Here is an 18,775-nt window from a genome sequence, read left to right on the forward strand (position 1 = left end):
TAACCCCGCACTAAAAACGCGAGAATTATAATGATCAGCAGCCTTTTATGCTACTTATCTCGCTGAAATTATGCATTTTTTAGACTTTTGTGTAATGGCTGCAGGGTAGCTTGAACGCCCAGCCCAGTTCGGAGACGGGGTGTTAGCAAAAGCGCTTACACACTTTTCAACCGATCTATCGTCGCTCACAGCAATATACACCGCGAAGCCCCCCTGCCACGACAATTAATCTTGCAGCGAGCCGCTTTAACCCAAGACAAAAACAATCAGGAGATAAAAAAACCCGCCGTGGCGGGTTCTTTTACTTCAGGCCTGGCATCAAGCCGTCGGGAAGGTCGGGTAGTTCACGCCCGCCAGATGTTGCAGGATCCGGTTAACCTGACAGCTATAGCCGAACTCATTGTCGTACCAAACGTAGAGGACGCAACGATTGCCATCAACAATCGTCGCCTCGGCATCAACAATTCCAGCATAGCGGGAGCCTACAAAGTCGCTGGATACCACCTCTGGCGACTTTACGTAATCGATCTGCTTTTGCAGGTCAGAATAGAGCGATGCGTGTCGCAGGTAGTCGTTCAGCGTCTCAACATCGGTACTCTTTTCAAGATTAAGGTTGAGGATTGCCATGGACACATTGGGGATCGGTACACGAATGGCGTTCCCGGTCAGCTTTCCTGCCAGCTCAGGCAAGGCCTTGGCAACCGCCTTGGCAGCACCGGTTTCGGTAATAACCATATTGAGTGCGGCGCCGCGACCACGGCGATCGCCTTTGTGGTAGTTATCGATCAGGTTCTGGTCGTTGGTGTAGGCATGAACGGTTTCGACGTGGCCATTTGCGACCCCGTATTGATCATTCAGCGCTTTGAGTACCGGCGTGATCGCGTTGGTTGTGCACGATGCTGCGGAGAGAATCGTATCGTCTTCGCTGATCAGGTGGTCATTAACACCGTATACGATGTTCTTGATATCCCCTTTTCCTGGAGCCGTCAGGATAACCTTGGATACTCCCTTGGATTTGAGGTGCTGACCGAGGCCATCTTCATCTCGCCACACCCCCGTATTGTCGACGACGATGGCATCCTTGATGCCATATTCGGTGTAATCGATTGAGTCGGGTGAGTTTGCATAGATAATCTTAATCGGATTACCGTTGGCAATTATGTATCCGCCTTCGTGATCGATGGTCAGGGTGCCCTGGAACGTACCATGAATGGAGTCCCGACGCAGTAGACTGGCACGCTTGGCAAGGTCATCGACAGCATTGCCTTTGCGGACCACGATGGCTCTCAGGTTTACCCCATCTCCACCGCCAGCACGTTCGATCATGATACGCGCCATCAGGCGGCCGATACGGCCGAAGCCGTACAGAATAACATCCTGCCCCCCAGCGTTGACGCCATTGCCCTTCTGGTCAATGATCTCGGCGACCTCTGTACGCAAAAACTCCTCAACAGAGCGGCCATCACCCTGCGTCTTGTACTTGATAGCCAGCTTACCAATATCGATACGGGCAGGTCCCAGGTTCATCTCGCTCAAGGCCTTCACGATAGGGTAGCTATCTTCGACGGTGAGACCACGGCTTTCTACCTGGCGGACAAAACGGTGAGCCTTAATAATGTCGATAACCGAGCGGTTAATAACCGCGCGAGCGTACACAGAAGTCACTACATTGTTATCGCGGTACAATTTTCCGATAAGCGGAATCATCGCCTCGGCAATGGCTTCACGCTCTTTCCACTTTTCGAAACTTCCGCTGATTGTTTCCTGAGTCACGGGTATACCCTCGTTGGCTGAAAGACAGTAAAAAAAGGCGCCCATTATCTAGCCTAGTTTCCTGCAAAGCAACAGCCTGAAGGTTAGCGATAAGTGTTATTTGTACGAATTTGGCGGGTATTTATACCCTTTTCCGGCCACAGCTATCCTGCACTGTTTTCCCTCCCATTAACTGGTACCATTTGCTCCCATTTTTTGCCCTTCTGATCGGTATTCCAGACATGGCCAGCGTATTACCTACCCCTCTGCCTCTTCCCACCAAAATCAGCGAAAAAGGTTTCTGGGGGCAACTGCACGGTGCATCCCTTGGTTTAATGGTGGCTGAGGCTGCAAAGCAGAGCCGGGGACTGGTGATGGTCGTAACACCCGACTCTGCGAGCGCAGAGCGTCTGGAGCAACATCTGCATCTGTTTTTGCGCGGGGATAGCAGTGTAGAGATCCTCCCATTCCCCGATTGGGAAACCCTGCCCTACGATCATTTCTCCCCTCATCAGGACATCATCTCCCAACGCCTGCTGACCCTCTACCAGCTTCCCAGAGTCAGTGCTGGAGTAATGATTGTTTCGATAACGACCTTGATGCACCGCCTCCCCCCGCTGGACTACCTGATGAGCAACAGCCTGGTCCTGAATCGGGGTGAGCGATTTGAACTCGAAACTCGTCGAAGGGAGTTGGAATACGCGGGCTACCGGTGCGTGGAATCGGTTTATGAGCATGGCGAATTTGCTGTTCGCGGATCAATTGTGGATATATTCCCCATGGGCAGCCAGTGCCCCTATCGAATCGACCTGTTTGACGACGACATCGACAGCCTGCGCACCTTTGACCCCGAAACACAACGCTCTATCGACCGGGTCGATAGCATCAAGCTATTGCCAGCAAAAGAGTTTCCCTTGTCGCGCGCCGCTATAAGCCAATTCAAGGATGCCTGGCACGAAGCGTTTGATGTTGATCATCGAGAATGCTCACTCTTTATGGACGTCAATCAGGGGATTAGCCCTGCAGGTGTCGAATACTACCTGCCCCTGTTTTTCGAGCGTTGCGCAACCCTATTCGACTACCTCCCTGAAGAGACCCTAGTGCTCGCACTCGAAGGAGCCGAGCAGAAGCTACAGCAGTTTTTGGACGAGGTTAATACACGATACGAAAGCCGCCGCTACGATCGGCAGCGCCCCCTGCTACCGCCTCACCGGGTGTTCGTCAGCGACGAAGAGTACCATCGCCACATTAAGCGGTTTGTGCGGGCAGATCTCTGCGCGGACACAAGCGCTGTCCGCGCCGGCGCCCAGAATTTCGGGTTTCTACCTACCCCCGAGCTGGCAGTCGCCCCCCATAGCGAATCGCCCCTCAAGAGGTTACAGGCCTTTATTGCAGACACCCCGGGCCGCATCCTCTTTTGCAGTGAATCAGCCGGTCGCCGGGAACAGTTGCTGGAGCTGCTCAACCGCGCCGACATAGACCCGCCCCCCGTCGACAGCTTCAACCGATTTTGTGCCAGCGAGCAGCCTTACGGCATCATGGTAGCCCCCATTGAGGGTGGTTTTTGGCACCCCGAAAAAGAGCTCCTACTGCTGACCGAAGGCGAGCTGTTCGGGCAACGGGTGTTACAACGGAGACGACGGGACAAGCAACAAGACCAGTCAGAACTGATGGTCCGTAACCTTACCGAACTCCACGTGGGTGCTCCCGTGGTTCACCTGGATCATGGAGTAGGACGCTACCAGGGGCTGCAAACCATCGATATCGATGGCCAAACGGCAGAGTTTCTCACCCTTCTCTACGCCAACGAGGCCAAGCTCTACGTACCGGTTTCCTCCCTGCACCTGATCAGTCGCTACAGCGGCTCCGATGAAGGGTTGGCCCCTTTGCACAAGCTTGGAAGCGACCACTGGGGGAAGGCCAAGAATAAGGCCGCCGGAAAAGCCCGTGACGCTGCCGTAGAGCTGCTGGATATCTATGCGCGCCGCGCCGCTCGGGAAGGGTTCCGTTTCGCCCCGCCCGACGCAAGTTACCGTATCTTCGCAGCAGGCTTCCCCTTTGAGGAGACTGCGGACCAGCAGTCGGCTATCGAGGCCGTGATCGAGGATATGGCCGGGAAGAATCCGATGGACCGGCTGGTTTGTGGCGATGTGGGCTTCGGTAAGACCGAAGTCGCGATGCGGGCCGCATTCCTCGCGGTCCAAAGTAACCGCCAGGTCGCGATATTGGTGCCGACAACATTGCTAGCCCAGCAACACTACGAAAGCTTCCGTGACCGTTTTGCGGACTGGCCGGTCAATGTGGAGGTTATGTCTCGCTTCAAAACCCCAAAACAGATCGCGGGTATTCAGCAGCAGATAGGCGAGGGCCGGGTAGACATTGTGATCGGCACCCACAAATTGCTGCAAGGTGATATTCGCTTTAAACAGTTAGGGCTGTTAATCATTGATGAAGAGCATCGTTTTGGGGTACGGCAAAAAGAGCGCCTTAAAGCGCTCCGCGCAGAGGTCGATATACTGACCCTTACCGCGACACCCATCCCCCGCACACTTAATATGGCAATGGCCAGCCTGCGTGATTTGTCGATTATCGCCACGCCGCCTGCGCGGAGACTTTCGGTTAACACCTTTGTGCGCCAACAGGACCTTGCCGTTACCAAGGAGGCGATCCTGCGGGAACTCCTCCGTGGGGGGCAGGTGTACTATCTCCACAACGAGGTGAAAAGCATCGACCGGGTCGCCCGCGAACTGGGTGAACTGGTACCCGAAGCCCGGATTGGAGTGGGTCACGGGCAGATGCGCGAGCGCGAGCTCGAACAGGTGATGTCCGACTTTTACCACAAGCGGTTTAACGTGTTGGTGTGCACCACCATCATAGAAACCGGCATAGATGTACCGAGCGCCAACACCATCATCATCGACCGTGCCGACAAGTTCGGCCTTGCTCAGCTGCACCAATTACGAGGGCGCGTCGGGCGCTCCCACCACCAGGCGTATGCCTATCTTCTCGCCCCTCACCCCAAAGCGTTGACCAAGGACGCCCAGAAACGCCTGGAGGCGATATCCCAAGCCTCCGACCTGGGGGCAGGGTTTACGCTGGCAACCCACGACATGGAGATTCGGGGTGCCGGCGAGCTCCTCGGGGATGACCAAAGCGGGCAGATCGAAACCGTTGGCTTCAGCCTTTATATGGAGATGCTCGAGCGTGCCATCTGCTCCATAAGAAAAGGCGAAACACCGGACATTAGCCTCGAACCGGATCAAGGTCCAGAGATCAACCTGCGCGTCCCGGCACTGATCCCGGATGACTACGTGGCCGACATACACAGTCGCCTGATACTCTATAAACGTATCGCCAGCGCGACCGACAGCAACGCCTTAAGAGAACTTCAGGTAGAGATGATTGATCGTTTCGGGCTGTTGCCAGACTCCGCCAAAAACCTGTTTCGCATTACCGAACTGAAACTCCAGGCCACCGCCCTGGGCGTCAAAAAGATTGAAGCGGCAGTGAGTGGCGGACGCATCGAATTTGGAAGCGAACCCAAGGTGGATGCGCTCACAATTGTAAAACTGGTCCAATCCCAACCGCAGAAATATCGCCTTGAAGGAGCGACTGTGCTGAAATACGCTCTGGATATGGACAATACCGAGCAACGCTTCCACAGAACCGAACAACTAATGGGCCTGCTAACCGCATCATGAACCAATCTATTGCAAAGACCTCCTTGCTCGCTGCAGCGTTTGCTGCCTCTGGAATGCTCTCCAGCGTGCAGGCAGAAACGACCAGTGAACCCGATGAAGAGCGCTGGTTTCAAGTCGAGCTTATCGTGTTCGAGCACCGTAACTCCTCCAGTAACGAACAATGGAGCGAAGAGCTGCGAAAAGAGCCGGTACCGGATGACGAGGCCGGATGGGAAGAAAACGTTGCGGCCGCCAACCCGAGTGACTCGGTTATAGAGGGTGTAACCACTCCAGTCACTCCCCCAGCGGCAGAAATACCTCCCGTGGCCACGGCCCAACCTCCCCTGGAGGAGCTCACCTACCCGGATGGATCCCCCCTTCTACCCCCTGCAACCGATGATGCGAACGCTGTAAACGTCAACGCTACAACCAACGAGCTGTCTGCACTATCGAGCCTTCCCCCGGCACGGGACGACAGTATCGAACGCCCCCTGGTTATATTGCCTGACGAGGCACTGAGCCTTCAGGAGATCAGCGCACGGCTAAACGATGATGAGGCTTATCAGGTACGATTCCACCATAGCTGGCGACAGTCTATGGTGGAAGCCGCCAACGCTCCCTGGATTCGAATCGAAGGTACAGAACGTTTTGGCAACACCCCCGTGCTAAGTGGGTCGGTCAGTTTCTCTCTGAAACGTTATCTACATATCAGAACGCGCCTGAGCATCACCGAGTTCGAGCCTTTCCAGAACCTGTCGAGCGAAATACCCGACGACTACGTCGCGATCGAGTCCGCGCCTGAACTGCTGGAGGACGGAATAGGCCTAGACGCCGATGACAGCCCGATCAGCTATGAGCCCTTACGCCGCTTCGACCTGATAGAGAGCCGTCGAATGCGCAGCGGAGAACTCCACTATATCGACTCTCCCGTGCTGGGAGTGCTAGTAAAAATCACACCTTATGAGGCTGCCGAGCCTGAGACTGAAGCGCCACCCGCTCTCGAGGTGAGTCCGCAGCAGGAGGAAAATACTATCCAGCCAGCGCCAGCCCCGGCGACGGAATGATCAATCGGTAGCGGCTAGCACCTGCTTCACGATCGCTAAAACTGAACTCATGCCGCTGTCAATGACACGATGGATCTCCTCCATCGTGATCAACTCCTCTGTGCGGCCTGCCGCCCAGTTAACGACCAGCGCCAGAGTGGCGTAATCGAGCTCAAGCTCCCGGGCAAGCCCTGCCTCGGGCATCGCCGTCATACCGATAATATCGACACCGTCCCGCTCCAGACGGTTCACTTCAGCCGCGCTTTCAAGGCGGGGCCCCTGCGTACAGCCGTAAACCCCATGATCCAGCAAAGGTAACGAGCAGCGGGATGCCGCAGCGATCAGTTGCTGCCTTAGGGGTTCACTATAGGGGTAGCTGAAATCAACATGCACCACTTCGTCCAGGTTGTCCGCGTGGAAGGTGTGCTCCCGGCCCCAGCTGTAATCAATAATCTGATCGGCAACGACCAGGGCTTCGGGCCCCATCTGTGGGTGAATTCCGCCGACGGCGTTGATGGCAATGATTCTTGAGGCTCCGGCATCCTTTAGGGCTTGAAGGTTGGCGCGATAGTTAACTCGATGAGGGGGGATGCGATGAGGGTTTCCGTGACGGGCCAGAAAGATCACCCGGGAACCTTCAAGAACACCCGTCACCAGCGGTGCCGAAGGCGCCCCCCACACAGTATCTACCTCAATAACGTTGCGCTCCTCAAGCCCCTCCAGCGCGTAGAGACCGGAACCACCAATTATTGCTGTTACACTCACTCTGTTTGCCCCTTCATATCGGCCCCGATTAGCGAGCTAATGTCAGGCGCGAGAAGGGTGCGGGTCGGGAACGCAATCTCGGCACCATGCTGCTCAATGATATTCATAATCCCTAACAAAACCTCCTGCTTAACCTCATGAAAGTGGGTCCAGTTAGTGGTTTTGGTAAAGACATAAACGAAGAAATCGAGTGAAGAAGCCCCAAAACTATTGAAATTGACCATCAGGGTTTGCTTAGTATCAATCTCGGGGTGGTTTTGCAGGAAAGCTTTCACTGCAATGAGGATCGGTTCGACCCGAGCTCCATCATCGTATCGCAAACCAATGGTTTCATAGATTCGTCGGTTCGTCATACGAGAAGGGTTTTCTACTGAAATGCTGGAAAAGGTGGAATTGGGTACGTACAAGGGGCGCTTATCGAAGGTTCTTATGCGCGTTTGTCGCCAGCCAACATGCTCAACCGTCCCCTCTATATTCTTATCGGGGGAGCGAATCCAGTCACCCACTTTAAAGGGGCGGTCGAGGTAAATGGTAAGGCCACCAAAAAAGTTGGCGAGCATATCCTTGGCTGCGAAGCCCACCGCGATTCCGCCAATACCGCCAAAAGCAAGCACTCCGGATATGCTGTAACCCAGGGTTTGCAGTGCCACCAAACTGGCCGTAATGATGATTGATGCCCGCAATAATTTACTTATGGCTTGCAGTGAGGTCTCATCCACCGCGGCGACACCCTCTTCACCGGCCTTACCGAGCACCTCCTCACCGCCATGGACCAGCCGCACAAGAAACCAGGCTAGCAGCCAAACAACCAGCACATCTCGCACAGAGTCCACTGCATCAAATAGGTGCACCCCGGAGCCACTGTGGGCAATGTCAATTGCCCAGCAAAACCCTAACACCCATATCAATAACGCAAGGGGGCGCTGCGCAGCCCCGATAATCACATCATCCCAACGATTGCGGCTGCGCGCAGCCTGTTTTGCCAGTTGCCGCATAATGATGGTCACAACATAGTTGCCCACCAGAGTGAGGGTTACTACCAAAAACACTTCGTAAGTCCAGTAGTCGAGCCCTGTTATGTACGCCTTTAAGGCCACCATCTGTTCATCCATGGGTTACCTCCCCCAGACTTTTTAATGCCGCTGCGGTACGTTGCTGGCGCGCTAAATCCTTTATTGGTACCAACCGCCCCCTTAGCTCTGGCAGGCGGGTGCTTACGGGGGTATCCCTGGTCTCAAGATACTCCAGCACCTCCCGTGCAGCCTTGGGGTTATTGCACACCAACACCATATCGCACCCTGCTGCCAGGGCGTGTTCTGCCCGCTCGCGATATCCACCGGCTATACTCGCGCCCTCCATGGAGAGGTCATCACTAAAAATTACGCCGTCAAAACCGAGCTCTCTCCTGAGGATCGTCTGCAACCAGTACGGAGAAAAACCTGCGGGCAGAGCATCAATTTTCTCATAGACGACATGAGCAGGCATTACCGCATCGAGCCCCTTTCTGGCCAGCGCGGCGAATGGCTTTAGATCCTGCTGGCGAATAGACTCCAGATCCCGCTCATCCGTTGGAATATCTACATGGGAATCTGCCGTGACCCATCCATGTCCCGGAAAATGCTTACCTGTAGATTTCATCCCGGCAGCATGCATCCCTTTAATGAGCGCCCCTGAAAGCTCAACAACACGCTCGGGGTTGGCCGAAAAAGCACGATCACCGATCACGCCACTGCGTTTAAAATCGAGATCGAGAACCGGAGCAAAGCTGAAGTCGATACCGCAGGCCAGCAATTCGCTGGCCAGCAACCATCCGGTGTCCTCGATAAGTTTGAGCGTTTCTACTGGACTCTTCAGGAAACGCGCCTCGAAACTCGCCATCGCAGGAATGGCAGAGAACCCCTCGCGAAAGCGCTGCACCCGCCCCCCCTCATGATCGACCGCAATCAGAAGCGATGGATTGGTATCGCGAATATCACGGGTAAGGGCGGTCAACTGATCCCGGTCGCGATAATTTCGCGAGAAGAGTATGACCCCGCCGCATACCGGATGTTTAAGCAGTACTCGCTCCGCCTGGGTAACGGTTTCACCCGCAAGATCGAGCATGAGTGGTCCGGGATTTTGCTCCAACGCCAGTCTCCTTAAAGTTATCTAGTCAGGCTGAAATGATGACTTCTTCGCCCGCGTGGACGCGCTCAAAGAGCACCAGTAGATCCTTGTTGCGCAGACGAATGCAGCCATGGGAGGCGGGTACCCCCATGGGTTCGGTGTCGGGTGTACCGTGAATATAAATATACCGCGCCATGGAATCTACCGCGCCGAGACGGTTGAAGCCCCTCTCATCACCGCACAACCAAAGTATTCGTGTGAGGATCCAGTCTCGGCCGGGGAACTGACGGGCAAGCGCCGGAGTGTAGACCTCACCCGTAGGCCGCCGTCCCACCAACACAGCACCTTCAGGCAGCCCGGTACCTATTTTTGCTCTAATACGATGCACACCTAACGGAGTCTGCTCACTGCCGCTGAGCTGGCCAACACCCTTGCTAGCGCTTGAAATAGGCACCGTCAGTGTCGGCAGCCCGCCCCGTGAATGGCGCAGCTGCTGCTGATTAATGAGGATATGTATTGTCAATGATAGCCCCCGAACTGGAACTCGTCAGGGTACTTAAAAACCTTCCCAAGTGGAACCGGCTCACGACCTTAATGACGCAGACCGGCCGCCAGAAAGGGAACCATTCTGTAAAGAATAGCGGCGACTGTAGACCGGTCATCGTAGTCTCGCACAGCGATAGCTTGCATGGCGTCAAATCCTGACATCGTAAATGCCAAGCTGCCCAGCATAAAATTAAATCTCCAATAGAGCTCCGCCGGCTCCAGGTTCGGACAGGACGCGGTCAGCAGCTTCATGTAACGAACAAAAACACGGGAATAGGTATCACGCATATAACGGCGCAAATGCCCTTGAGACTGGGAAAAAGCCAACCCCAATAGGCGCATAAATACGGAAAGATCATTGTCCGAACGAGACTCGACCCTCAGGGCGGTATCCATCAACAACTTAAGGCAAGCGTCGACATCGTGTGAGGTGTCGCCCTCCTCCTCAAGCCGAGTCAGCTCGGCATCAAGGAGTTCGCAAAATGGATCGAGGAAGCGGGAGAACACAGCCTGTATAAGCGCTTTTTTTGAACCAAAGTGATAATTCACCGCGGCCAGGTTAACACCCGCCTGCCCTGTAATTGTGCGAAGTGAAGTCTCCGCGAATCCTTTTTCTGCGAACAGCTGCTCTGCTGCATCCAATATTCGAACTACGGTTTTGGATTGAGCCATCGTTATTATTCTTGAGCCATGGTTAATGAATGTACGTTCGTTTCAAACATACGTTTGCCGGTATGAAATGTCAACGTTTTCGGGGGGTTAACGGGTAACCTGGAGTGTGCAGCAGTTACCGTTGTTTGCCAGCAGACAAAAACTGTATATAATGCCAGTAACTGTATAAAATCACAGATGCGAAGGTAGGTACATGCAAAAACTAACTGCACGACAGGCTGAAATACTGGCGTTTATAAAATCCTACCTTGAGGAGAGCGGGTTCCCGCCAACCCGGGCAGAGATTGCGCGCGAACTTGGGTTTCGATCGCCCAACGCAGCGGAAGAACACCTGAAAGCGCTTGCCCGCAAGCAGGCAATCGAGATAATTCCCGGTGCCTCCAGAGGGATCCGCATACCAGGGCCTGTGGAGGAGGAGGGGCTTCCAGTTATAGGGCAGGTTGCCGCCGGTAGCCCCATCCTTGCGATTGAGCATATCGAGGAGCACTGCCCCTTAAAGTCGAATTTTTTTAACCCTGCCGCTGACTACCTGTTACGCGTTAAAGGCGAAAGTATGCGCGACATAGGGATCATGGATGGTGATTTGCTGGCGGTCCACAAAACCCAGAGCGTGCGTAACGGGCAGATAGTTGTTGCTCGAATCGATGACGAAGTGACGGTAAAACGATTTCATAAAAACCGTAATCGAGTCACCCTGTTTCCAGAGAACGACGAATTTCAACCGATTGAGGTTGACCTGACACAGGACTACTTTGAAATTGAGGGGCTAAGTGTAGGGGTTATCCGCCGCTAAGCGGACCTTGGGTTGCCTCGCTCAGTGGCAGTCGAGGCAGTGAGAAAAGATGTTCACCTGCTTACCGGGAGAGCGGTGCACACAGCGGACTCAATGAACCGTCTGGGATGCCTCAAGGGAGGGCGAACCTTCGGCCATGCTGCCTACAACGGCAATACCTGCGTTGATCATGGCTTTAGCGACCTCTACATGGCCCTCTTGCAGGAACAGCTTGGCCTCTTCCGAAAAATCGATCGTCACCAAAGGCTCCTCCTCATCTGAGCGCTGCAGTACGATTTCACCAGTAGGTAGCTCAACTATTTCAAGATAGGATGCGGGCATGGTTACAACTCTCGCGTTAGGGGGCGTGTATGCTACCACCTTTCACCCGCAACCACTACAGCGAGTCCGCTACCATTGTGCGGAAGCTTCCCGCAGTCGGAGCGTCAACTCATGGAGTTGGCGGTACCAGCTGTCACATTGCACAGGATCGATCCCTCCCCCGAAGGCAATTGCGTCAACGGCAATGTCAGCATCGTATCGAACCCGCGCATTGAGCATGGCGTGCAGCCAGTAGCTGGAACTCTTTTCCATTCGCTGCAACTCCGCCAGTTCCGGGCTTACCGTACCCTGTATAGCAAGGGCTTCACACACAGAGCTGAGCGTTGCCGCGCCCCCGGTGTAACCACAGGCTGCTGCCAACTCCATGTACAGGGATCTGTAGGCGGCGCCCAGCAAAAGCAGCACCGCCTCTGCATAGGCGTCATAGAGGGGCTCCCCTTTCGCAGTCTCCAGCGAGGCCCACTGATCCAATAGAAGCCAAGCCTGATGTAGGGAGCGCCCTGTAACCAGTTTCGAGTCCCTCACGCTTTTTTCTTGCGCGGTGTACCCTCTTCGACCCAGGCCCCATCCTTATGTAATGCCTTCCATCCAGAGGCCTTGCCGTCCACCTCACTCATCACATACTGCTCCTTGGTTTTTCGGCTGTATCGTATGATTGCGGCATTGCCGTCGGGGTCTTGTCGCGGAGCATCAAGCAGGAAGCCATATTTAGGGTCAAGTGCAGCCTGATGGGGAATTAGCTCTACCACTAGCGGAGCTCTGGTCTCCCGGTTCTTGGGAAACTGACTGGCGGCCAAAAACAGGCCCGCAGCACCATCGCGTAGAATGTAGGTATCCTCTACCTTTTCGCAGACCAGCTCCGGCATTGGAATTGGATCCATCTTGGGCGGTGCAGCTTCCCCACTCCTTAGTAGCTTGCGGGTGTTCTTGCACTCGGAGTTCGAGCATCCAAAGTATTTTCCAAAGCGCCCGGTTTTTAGCTGCATCTGTGCGCTGCACTTGTCACATTCGATAACAGGCCCTTCATAGCCCTTTATCTTGAATTGTCCCTTTTCTACCTCATAACCCGAGCAGTCCGGATTATTACCACAGACGTGAATTTTCCGGCCCTCGTCAATCAGGTAGCTTTCCATCGCTGTACCGCAGATTCCACAGCGGTGTTTTGCCCGTAGCGCCTTGGTTTCAGCCTCATCATCATCGAGGGCAATCGCCTCTTCACCAGGAATCAGGTTAACCGTATTCTTGCACCGCTCTTTAGGAGGAAGTGCATAACCCGAGCAGCCCATAAATACCCCAGTGCTAGCCGTGCGTATCTGCATGGGGCGACCGCAATCACTGCAGGGGATATCCGTAGGGGTAGGCAGGTTAGCACGCATACCATGCTCATCTTTCTCAGCATCCACAAGGCGTTCGCTGAACCCTTGATAAAAGGCATTCAGCAGCGCCTTCCAATCAAATCTACCGGTCGCAACCTCATCCAACTCCTCCTCCATACGCGCAGTGAAGCCGTAGTCAAGAAGATCACTGAAGGATTCTGTGAGCCGGTCCGTAACGATATCGCCCATTTTCTCAGCATAAAAACGCTTCTGCTTGATGGAAGCGTACCCCCTATCCTGAATGGTGGAAATAATCGCAGCATAGGTGGACGGACGGCCAATGCCTCGCTTTTCCAACTCCCGTACCAGTGCCGCCTCGCTAAAGCGAGCAGGAGGTTTGGTGTAATGTTGCAGCGGGTTGAGCTTAACCAGTGAAACGGCCTCGCCCTGGGTAAGTTTGGGAAGAATCACATCCTCCCCCTTCTTGCCACCCGGTGGCAGGATACGAGTGTACCCATCGAAAAGCAGTACCCGGCCTTTGGTACGAAGCTCAAACCCCGCGGCTTCAACCACAACACTGGTGCTGAGGTAGCGCGCTGGGTTAGCCTGACAAGCAACGAACTGGCGCCAAATCAAGTCGTAGAGCCTGACCGCATCAGATTCCATGCCGGCCAACATGCCAGAATGGGTCGTCACGGACGACGGACGGATAGCCTCGTGGGCTTCCTGTGCACCCTCTTTGCTGCTGTATCGAATGGCTGCCTCGGGGAGGTATTCGGCGCCGTATTCACTACCAATAAAATCGCGACAAGCAGCAACTGCCTCCTCACTCAAATTGGTCGAATCGGTGCGCATATAGGTGATATGCCCCGCCTCATACAACCGCTGCGCCTGCATCATCGTCTTCTTTACGCTAAAACCAAGGCGTGTGCTGGCAGCCTGTTGCAAGGTAGAGGTTATAAACGGCGCATTGGGCTTGGTAGATGTTGGCTTCTCGTCGACCCGCGCCACACGGTAGTTTGCACCCTCTAACTGGGCCAGGGCCTGATCGGTTTGCTCCTTACTGGTGGGCCGGAACGCCGAACCGTTTTGCTTACTGACTTCAAGGTTGAGTTTATCCCCCCCCTTGCTATTGCAGTCAGCATTAATTTCCCAGAACTCTTCGGGAATAAACGCTCGAATCTCGCGCTCGCGCTCTACCACCAGTTTTACCGCAACCGACTGTACACGGCCCGCCGACAGGCCCCGTGCGATTTTGGCCCATAGCAGTGGCGATACCATGTACCCGACGACTCGATCCAGAAATCGTCTGGCTTGCTGGGCATTCACCCGGTTGATATCCAGACTGGAGGGCGCTTCAAACGCCTCCTGAATCGCCTTTTTAGTAATTTCGTTAAAAACTACCCGGCGATACTTACTCTCATCTCCACCAATCGCTTCACGCAGGTGCCAGGCAATGGCCTCTCCTTCACGGTCCAAATCGGTCGCGAGATAGATTTGATCGGCATCTTTAGCAAGGCGGCGTAGTTCATCCACCACTTTTTCCTTGCCGGGCAAAATTTGGTAGTTGGCTTTCCAACCATTCTCGGGGTCGACCCCCATTCGCGAAATAAGCTGCTCCCGCGATTTTTTCTGTTTGTGGAGCACCTTTTCTTCAGGGTTCATCTTTCGGGTGATGGCCGCAGCCTTGGCGCGCGCTTTGGCATCGACCGGCTTGCGGGCTCCACCACTGGTGGGAAGGTCGCGAATGTGCCCCACACTCGACTTAACAACAAAATTCCGACCAAGGTATTTATTAATGGTCTTGGCTTTTGCGGGAGACTCGACGATGACTAATGATTTACCCATAGAATCCTGACTTTATGGCGAAAGTGAAATGCCATCCTACCTGATGGCACTATAGAACTATGCTTTTAGCAAAGTTGCGACATATATAAGGGCTGAGTTTGCAGGGGTCAAGAGGAAAGCACCGCTATATACCCATGTTTTTCTTATGGCTATACCCAGAGCCGGCTATTCCTTTTCCCTAACCCAGGAGAATCTTGGGCAGAACTTACCCTCAACTTTCACCTGGGATAGAAACATCTCCAGAGGGCGGACCCAAAGGCCTCTATCCCCGTAGAGCGGTTTGTAGACCACTAACTCCTCCTCATTTTCAGAGTGTCGAGCAACCCCAATGGCCAGATACTCCTTACCCTTGTAGTGACGATATACGCCGATTTTCAATTGAGTCATCTTTCCACCAAAACAAAAAAGCCGGAGACAAGCTCCGGCTTTTTCTGGGTATCGTTATCAGACCCGTTCGAAAACGGTTGTGATTCCCTGTCCCAGACCGATACACATAGTAGATACACCAACAGTACCACTATTTTGCTTCATTACGTTCAGCAGCGTACCTGAAATACGGGCGCCGGAGCAACCGAAGGGATGACCCAGAGCGATAGCGCCACCATTAAGGTTGACCTTTTCGTCCATTTTATCGAGCAGTTTGAGGTCTTTGAGCACCGGCAAAGCCTGCGCGGCAAAGGCTTCGTTTAGCTCAAAATGATCGACATCCGTAAGTTCAAGCCCTGCGCGCTTGAGTGCTTTCTTGGTTGCCGGTACCGGTCCATAACCCATAATGGCCGGATCTACCCCGGCAACAGCCATCGCGCGAATTACCGCTAATGGCTCAAGGTTAAGATCCTTGGCACGCTGCGCAGACATTACGATCATGCATGAAGCACCATCGGTAATCTGGGATGATGAACCGGCGGTCACGGTTCCGCCCTTGGGGTTAAACGCGGGCTTCAACTTAGCAAGCGATTCGGCGGTGGTTTCAGGGCGAATCGTCTCATCGTCAGTGAACAGACTAAGGTTACCCTCAGCATCATGCCCCTGCATCGGAATGATCTCATCACGGAAACGGCCATCAACCGTTGCGAGGTGGGCCCTCTGGTGCGAACGGGCAGCAAACTGGTCCTGAGCCTCGCGGGTAATGCCGTGCATTTTGCCCAACATCTCTGCGGTCAGTCCCATCATACCCGAGGCCTTCGCCGCGTAGAGACTCATGTGCGGGTTAGGATCCACTCCATGCATCATACCTACATGCCCCATGTGCTCAACTCCGCCGATAACAAACACATCACCGTTACCCGTCATGATGGCCTGTGCAGCGGTATGCAATGCAGACATAGAGGAACCGCACAGTCGACTGACAGTTTGGCCACAGGAAGTGTGCGGGATCGGTGTCATCAAGGATGCCATGCGGGCGATATTCCAACCCTGCTCCAGGGTTTGGTTTACACAACCCCAAATAACATCTTCAACCTCCGCTGGGTCGATGCCTGGATTACGGGCTAACAGACCGGTAATCAGATCCGCGGACAGGTTTTCAGCACGCACATTACGGTACATACCCCCCTTGGAACGCCCCATCGGGGTGCGTCCGAAATCGACGATAACTACGTCTCTAGGATTTAAACTCATAGCTTGGTTCTCGCTTTCGAATCGGTGTGCTGATTAGTTGCCAAAAAAGGATTTGCCGGCCTTAGCCATTGCGCGCAGTCCTTCTGTGGGGTGGTAAAGTGCTCCAAGATCGGCATATTTATCCGCCAGCTCACAGAACTCGGCAACGCCCATGGAATCAATATATTTAAGCGCACCACCACGGAATGGAGGGAAGCCGATGCCCATGATCAGAGCCATATCGGCATCCGCTGGGGATTCAACAATATTGTCCTCAAGGCAACGAACCGTCTCGAGGCACAAGGGGATCATCATGCGAGCAACAATCTCCTCGTCGGTGAACTCGCGCGCTTCACCACAGACAGGCTTGAGAAGCTCGTAAACCACCTCGTCGACCACTTTCTTGGGTTTCCCCCGCTTATCGGTTTCATAAGCATAGAATCCCGCGTTCGTTTTTTGGCCGAAACGCTTGTTATCAAACAAGACATCTCCAACGCTCTTAAAGTCTCGACCCATTCGCTCCGGGAAGCCTTCGGCCATAACGGCTTCTGCGTGCTGGCCTGTGTCGATACCGACAACGTCCATAAGGTACGCAGGTCCCATGGGCCAACCGAATCGCTCCATAACCTTATCAACTTGCTGGAAGTCTGCGCCATCGCGCATCAATCCTGCGAAACCGCCGAAATATGGGAAGAGGACGCGGTTAACCATAAAACCTGGGCAGTCATTGACAACAACCGGCGTCTTACCCATTTTTTTCGCGTAATTAACAACGGTGGCAATGGTTTCATCGCTGGTTTTCTCGCCGCGAATAACCTCAACCAAAGGCATCATGTGCACCGGGTTAAAGAAGTGCATCCCACAAAACTGCTCTGGACGCTCCAGGGCTGTTGCCAATTCGGTAATGGAGATGGTAGACGTATTGGAGGTCAGGAACCGATCCTCACCGATGTGCTTTTCACACTCGGCAAGCACGGCCTTTTTGACCTTTACGTTCTCTACCACGGCCTCTACAACTACATCGACGGTATTAAAATCGCCGTAGTTCAGGGTGGGGACAATTGCGTTAAGCACGGTCGCCATTTTTTCGGGGGTGACGCGCTTTCGACCCAACTGCTTCACCAGCAGCTTGGACGCCTCACTCAGGCCCAGATCGATACCCGCCTGCGCAATATCCTTCATCAGGATAGGGGTACCCTTTAGTGCGCTCTGGTAGGCAATACCACCACCCATAATGCCGGCACCCAATACCGCGGCACGTTCAATTTTCGCTGATTGCTGCTCATATTTTTTGGCCTTTTTCTTCAAGGCCTGATCGTTAAGGAACAGACCAATCAAACTGGCCGCAACATCGGTCTTCGCTAGCTTAACGAATCCCTTAGCTTCTACTTCAAGCGCTTTATCGCGCCCCATGCCAGAGGCTTTCTGGATCGTTTTAACGGCCTCTACAGGCGCGGGATAGTGAGGCCCCGCCTGACCGGCAATAAAGCCTTTTGCGCTTTCAAACGCCATCATGCCTTCCATCGGGTTCAGGCGAAGCTTGTCCAGCTTGGCCTGGCGCTTGGCTTTATAATCCAACTCGCCTGAAATACAACGCTGCACCAGGTTGAGGGAGGATTCACGCAACTGCTCTGGTGTTACAACCGCATCTACTGCCCCCGCCTTAAGGGCAACTTCAGGACGCTGCTCCTTGCCGCTGGCAATCCACTCGATCGCATTGTCCGCACCGACGATACGCGGAAGCCGGACAGTTCCGCCAAAGCCGGGGTATATCCCAAGCTTCACTTCCGGCAAGCCTACTTTAGCTGCGGTGGACATAACGCGGTAATCCGACGCCAGGCACATCTCGAAACCACCGCCGAGAGCAATGCCATTGATCGCGGTGACCGTAGGAAACTCTAGATCCTCAAACCCGTTAAAGATCTGATTAACCTCCAGGTTACTCTTGAGCAGCTCCTCTTCGGGCTTACTGAAGTTATCCAGAAATTCGGTAATATCTGCACCGACAATGAAAACATCCTTGGCACTGGTAACTATCAAACCCTTTACAGATTTGTCAGCCTTGAGTGCCGCTACGGCCTCGTTCAGCTCATTTAGTGTCAATGCATTGAATTTATTAACGGATTCGCCCTGCAGGTCGAAATTTAGCTCTGCTACGCCATTTTCAACCGGCTTCACCGTGATGGCTTTACCTTCGTAAATCATCAACTGATCTCCACGCTAGAGTTAAGGCAAGTTAGTTGCTGTGCTGTCTGTTGAGCTGCTTGCCGGCCACCCAACCTGGTATCTCCAAACTACCCGTAACGGGCGGACAGCCCCGTAGACCGATCATCG

15 protein-coding genes are annotated in these 18,775 nt (G+C 54.0%); 3 read left to right on the forward strand and 12 right to left on the reverse strand.

All coding sequences use genetic code 11. From position 1 onward, the window contains the following. Positions 1–318: 318 nt before the first annotated feature. The gene (locus ACP3PW_RS16575) at positions 319–1,773 is read right to left on the reverse strand and encodes a glyceraldehyde-3-phosphate dehydrogenase (protein ID WP_426417849.1); all 1,455 of its coding nucleotides are present in this window, start codon (positions 1,771–1,773) and stop codon (positions 319–321) included. A gap of 221 nt (positions 1,774–1,994) precedes the next feature. Between ACP3PW_RS16575 and mfd the strand changes: the two genes are divergently transcribed. Next, positions 1,995–5,453 (forward strand): transcription-repair coupling factor, encoded by a 3,459-nt coding sequence (gene mfd / locus ACP3PW_RS16580; protein WP_426417850.1) that lies wholly within the window; start codon positions 1,995–1,997, stop codon positions 5,451–5,453. Continuing rightward, positions 5,450–6,496 (forward strand): CsiV family protein, encoded by a 1,047-nt coding sequence (locus ACP3PW_RS16585; RefSeq protein ID WP_426417851.1) that lies wholly within the window; start codon positions 5,450–5,452, stop codon positions 6,494–6,496. The genes mfd and ACP3PW_RS16585 overlap by 4 nt, the downstream gene beginning before the upstream one ends. Here ACP3PW_RS16585 and ACP3PW_RS16590 read toward each other — a convergent pair whose 3' ends face one another. The 5 genes from ACP3PW_RS16590 to ACP3PW_RS16610 form a co-directional block, all read right to left on the reverse strand. Continuing rightward, positions 6,497–7,240, reverse strand: a complete 744-nt coding sequence (locus tag ACP3PW_RS16590; RefSeq protein ID WP_426417852.1) for an S-methyl-5'-thioinosine phosphorylase — start codon at positions 7,238–7,240, stop codon at positions 6,497–6,499. It abuts the gene before it with no gap. Then, the gene (locus ACP3PW_RS16595; protein ID WP_426417853.1) at positions 7,237–8,352 is read right to left on the reverse strand and encodes a mechanosensitive ion channel family protein; all 1,116 of its coding nucleotides are present in this window, start codon (positions 8,350–8,352) and stop codon (positions 7,237–7,239) included. The genes ACP3PW_RS16590 and ACP3PW_RS16595 overlap by 4 nt, the downstream gene beginning before the upstream one ends. Beyond that, positions 8,345–9,367, reverse strand: coding sequence for a beta-N-acetylhexosaminidase (gene nagZ, locus ACP3PW_RS16600; protein ID WP_426417854.1), 1,023 nt, complete (start codon positions 9,365–9,367; stop codon positions 8,345–8,347). The genes ACP3PW_RS16595 and nagZ overlap by 8 nt, the downstream gene beginning before the upstream one ends. 25 nt (positions 9,368–9,392) lie before the next feature. Further along, the gene (locus ACP3PW_RS16605) at positions 9,393–9,869 is read right to left on the reverse strand and encodes a L,D-transpeptidase family protein (protein WP_426417855.1); all 477 of its coding nucleotides are present in this window, start codon (positions 9,867–9,869) and stop codon (positions 9,393–9,395) included. Positions 9,870–9,937: 68 nt separating this feature from the next. Then, the gene (locus tag ACP3PW_RS16610) at positions 9,938–10,564 is read right to left on the reverse strand and encodes a TetR family transcriptional regulator (protein WP_426417856.1); all 627 of its coding nucleotides are present in this window, start codon (positions 10,562–10,564) and stop codon (positions 9,938–9,940) included. Between the two features lie 193 nt (positions 10,565–10,757). Here ACP3PW_RS16610 and lexA point away from each other — a divergent pair, with 193 nt between their 5' ends. Continuing rightward, positions 10,758–11,357: a transcriptional repressor LexA gene (gene lexA, locus ACP3PW_RS16615; protein WP_426417857.1), complete on the forward strand. Its 600-nt coding sequence runs from the start codon at positions 10,758–10,760 to the stop codon at positions 11,355–11,357. 90 nt (positions 11,358–11,447) lie between these two features. Here lexA and ACP3PW_RS16620 read toward each other — a convergent pair whose 3' ends face one another. From ACP3PW_RS16620 to fadB, 6 genes are all read right to left on the reverse strand, one after another. Next, on the reverse strand, positions 11,448–11,678 hold the full coding sequence (locus ACP3PW_RS16620) for a hypothetical protein (RefSeq protein WP_426417858.1): 231 nt from the start codon (positions 11,676–11,678) through the stop codon (positions 11,448–11,450). 69 nt (positions 11,679–11,747) lie between these two features. Beyond that, positions 11,748–12,203 carry a DUF6586 family protein gene (locus ACP3PW_RS16625; RefSeq protein WP_426417859.1) on the reverse strand — a complete coding sequence of 152 codons (456 nt, stop codon included), beginning with the start codon at positions 12,201–12,203 and terminating at the stop codon, positions 11,748–11,750. Further along, positions 12,200–14,842, reverse strand: a complete 2,643-nt coding sequence (gene topA, locus ACP3PW_RS16630; RefSeq protein WP_426417860.1) for a type I DNA topoisomerase — start codon at positions 14,840–14,842, stop codon at positions 12,200–12,202. Before topA ends, ACP3PW_RS16625 begins: the two co-directional genes overlap by 4 nt. Positions 14,843–15,007: 165 nt before the next feature. Then, positions 15,008–15,229 carry a DUF1653 domain-containing protein gene (locus ACP3PW_RS16635; protein WP_426417861.1) on the reverse strand — a complete coding sequence of 74 codons (222 nt, stop codon included), beginning with the start codon at positions 15,227–15,229 and terminating at the stop codon, positions 15,008–15,010. A gap of 57 nt (positions 15,230–15,286) precedes the next feature. Continuing rightward, positions 15,287–16,462: an acetyl-CoA C-acyltransferase FadA gene (gene fadA / locus ACP3PW_RS16640; RefSeq protein ID WP_426417862.1), complete on the reverse strand. Its 1,176-nt coding sequence runs from the start codon at positions 16,460–16,462 to the stop codon at positions 15,287–15,289. A gap of 33 nt (positions 16,463–16,495) precedes the next feature. After that, entirely contained in the window at positions 16,496–18,646 is a 2,151-nt protein-coding gene (gene fadB / locus ACP3PW_RS16645; protein ID WP_426417863.1) for a fatty acid oxidation complex subunit alpha FadB, read from the reverse strand. Between the last annotated feature and the right edge of the window lie 129 nt (positions 18,647–18,775).

This window comes from Aestuariirhabdus sp. LZHN29 (genome assembly GCF_049985285.1).
GTDB lineage: Bacteria > Pseudomonadota > Gammaproteobacteria > Pseudomonadales > Aestuariirhabdaceae > Aestuariirhabdus.

Excerpts from the sequence above, each read along its gene's own strand:
- mfd (WP_426417850.1), top strand. The coding sequence starts at position 1,995 with ATGGCCAGCGTATTACCTACCCCTCTGCCTCTTCCCACCAAAATCAGC.
- ACP3PW_RS16585 (WP_426417851.1), top strand. The coding sequence starts at position 5,450 with ATGAACCAATCTATTGCAAAGACCTCCTTGCTCGCTGCAGCGTTTGCT.
- ACP3PW_RS16595 (WP_426417853.1), bottom strand. The coding sequence starts at position 8,352 with ATGGATGAACAGATGGTGGCCTTAAAGGCGTACATAACAGGGCTCGAC.
- ACP3PW_RS16610 (WP_426417856.1), bottom strand. The coding sequence starts at position 10,564 with ATGGCTCAATCCAAAACCGTAGTTCGAATATTGGATGCAGCAGAGCAG.
- lexA (WP_426417857.1), top strand. The coding sequence starts at position 10,758 with ATGCAAAAACTAACTGCACGACAGGCTGAAATACTGGCGTTTATAAAA.
- ACP3PW_RS16620 (WP_426417858.1), bottom strand. The coding sequence starts at position 11,678 with ATGCCCGCATCCTATCTTGAAATAGTTGAGCTACCTACTGGTGAAATC.
- topA (WP_426417860.1), bottom strand. The coding sequence starts at position 14,842 with ATGGGTAAATCATTAGTCATCGTCGAGTCTCCCGCAAAAGCCAAGACC.
- ACP3PW_RS16635 (WP_426417861.1), bottom strand. The coding sequence starts at position 15,229 with ATGACTCAATTGAAAATCGGCGTATATCGTCACTACAAGGGTAAGGAG.
- fadA (WP_426417862.1), bottom strand. The coding sequence starts at position 16,462 with ATGAGTTTAAATCCTAGAGACGTAGTTATCGTCGATTTCGGACGCACC.
- fadB (WP_426417863.1), bottom strand. The coding sequence starts at position 18,646 with ATGATTTACGAAGGTAAAGCCATCACGGTGAAGCCGGTTGAAAATGGC.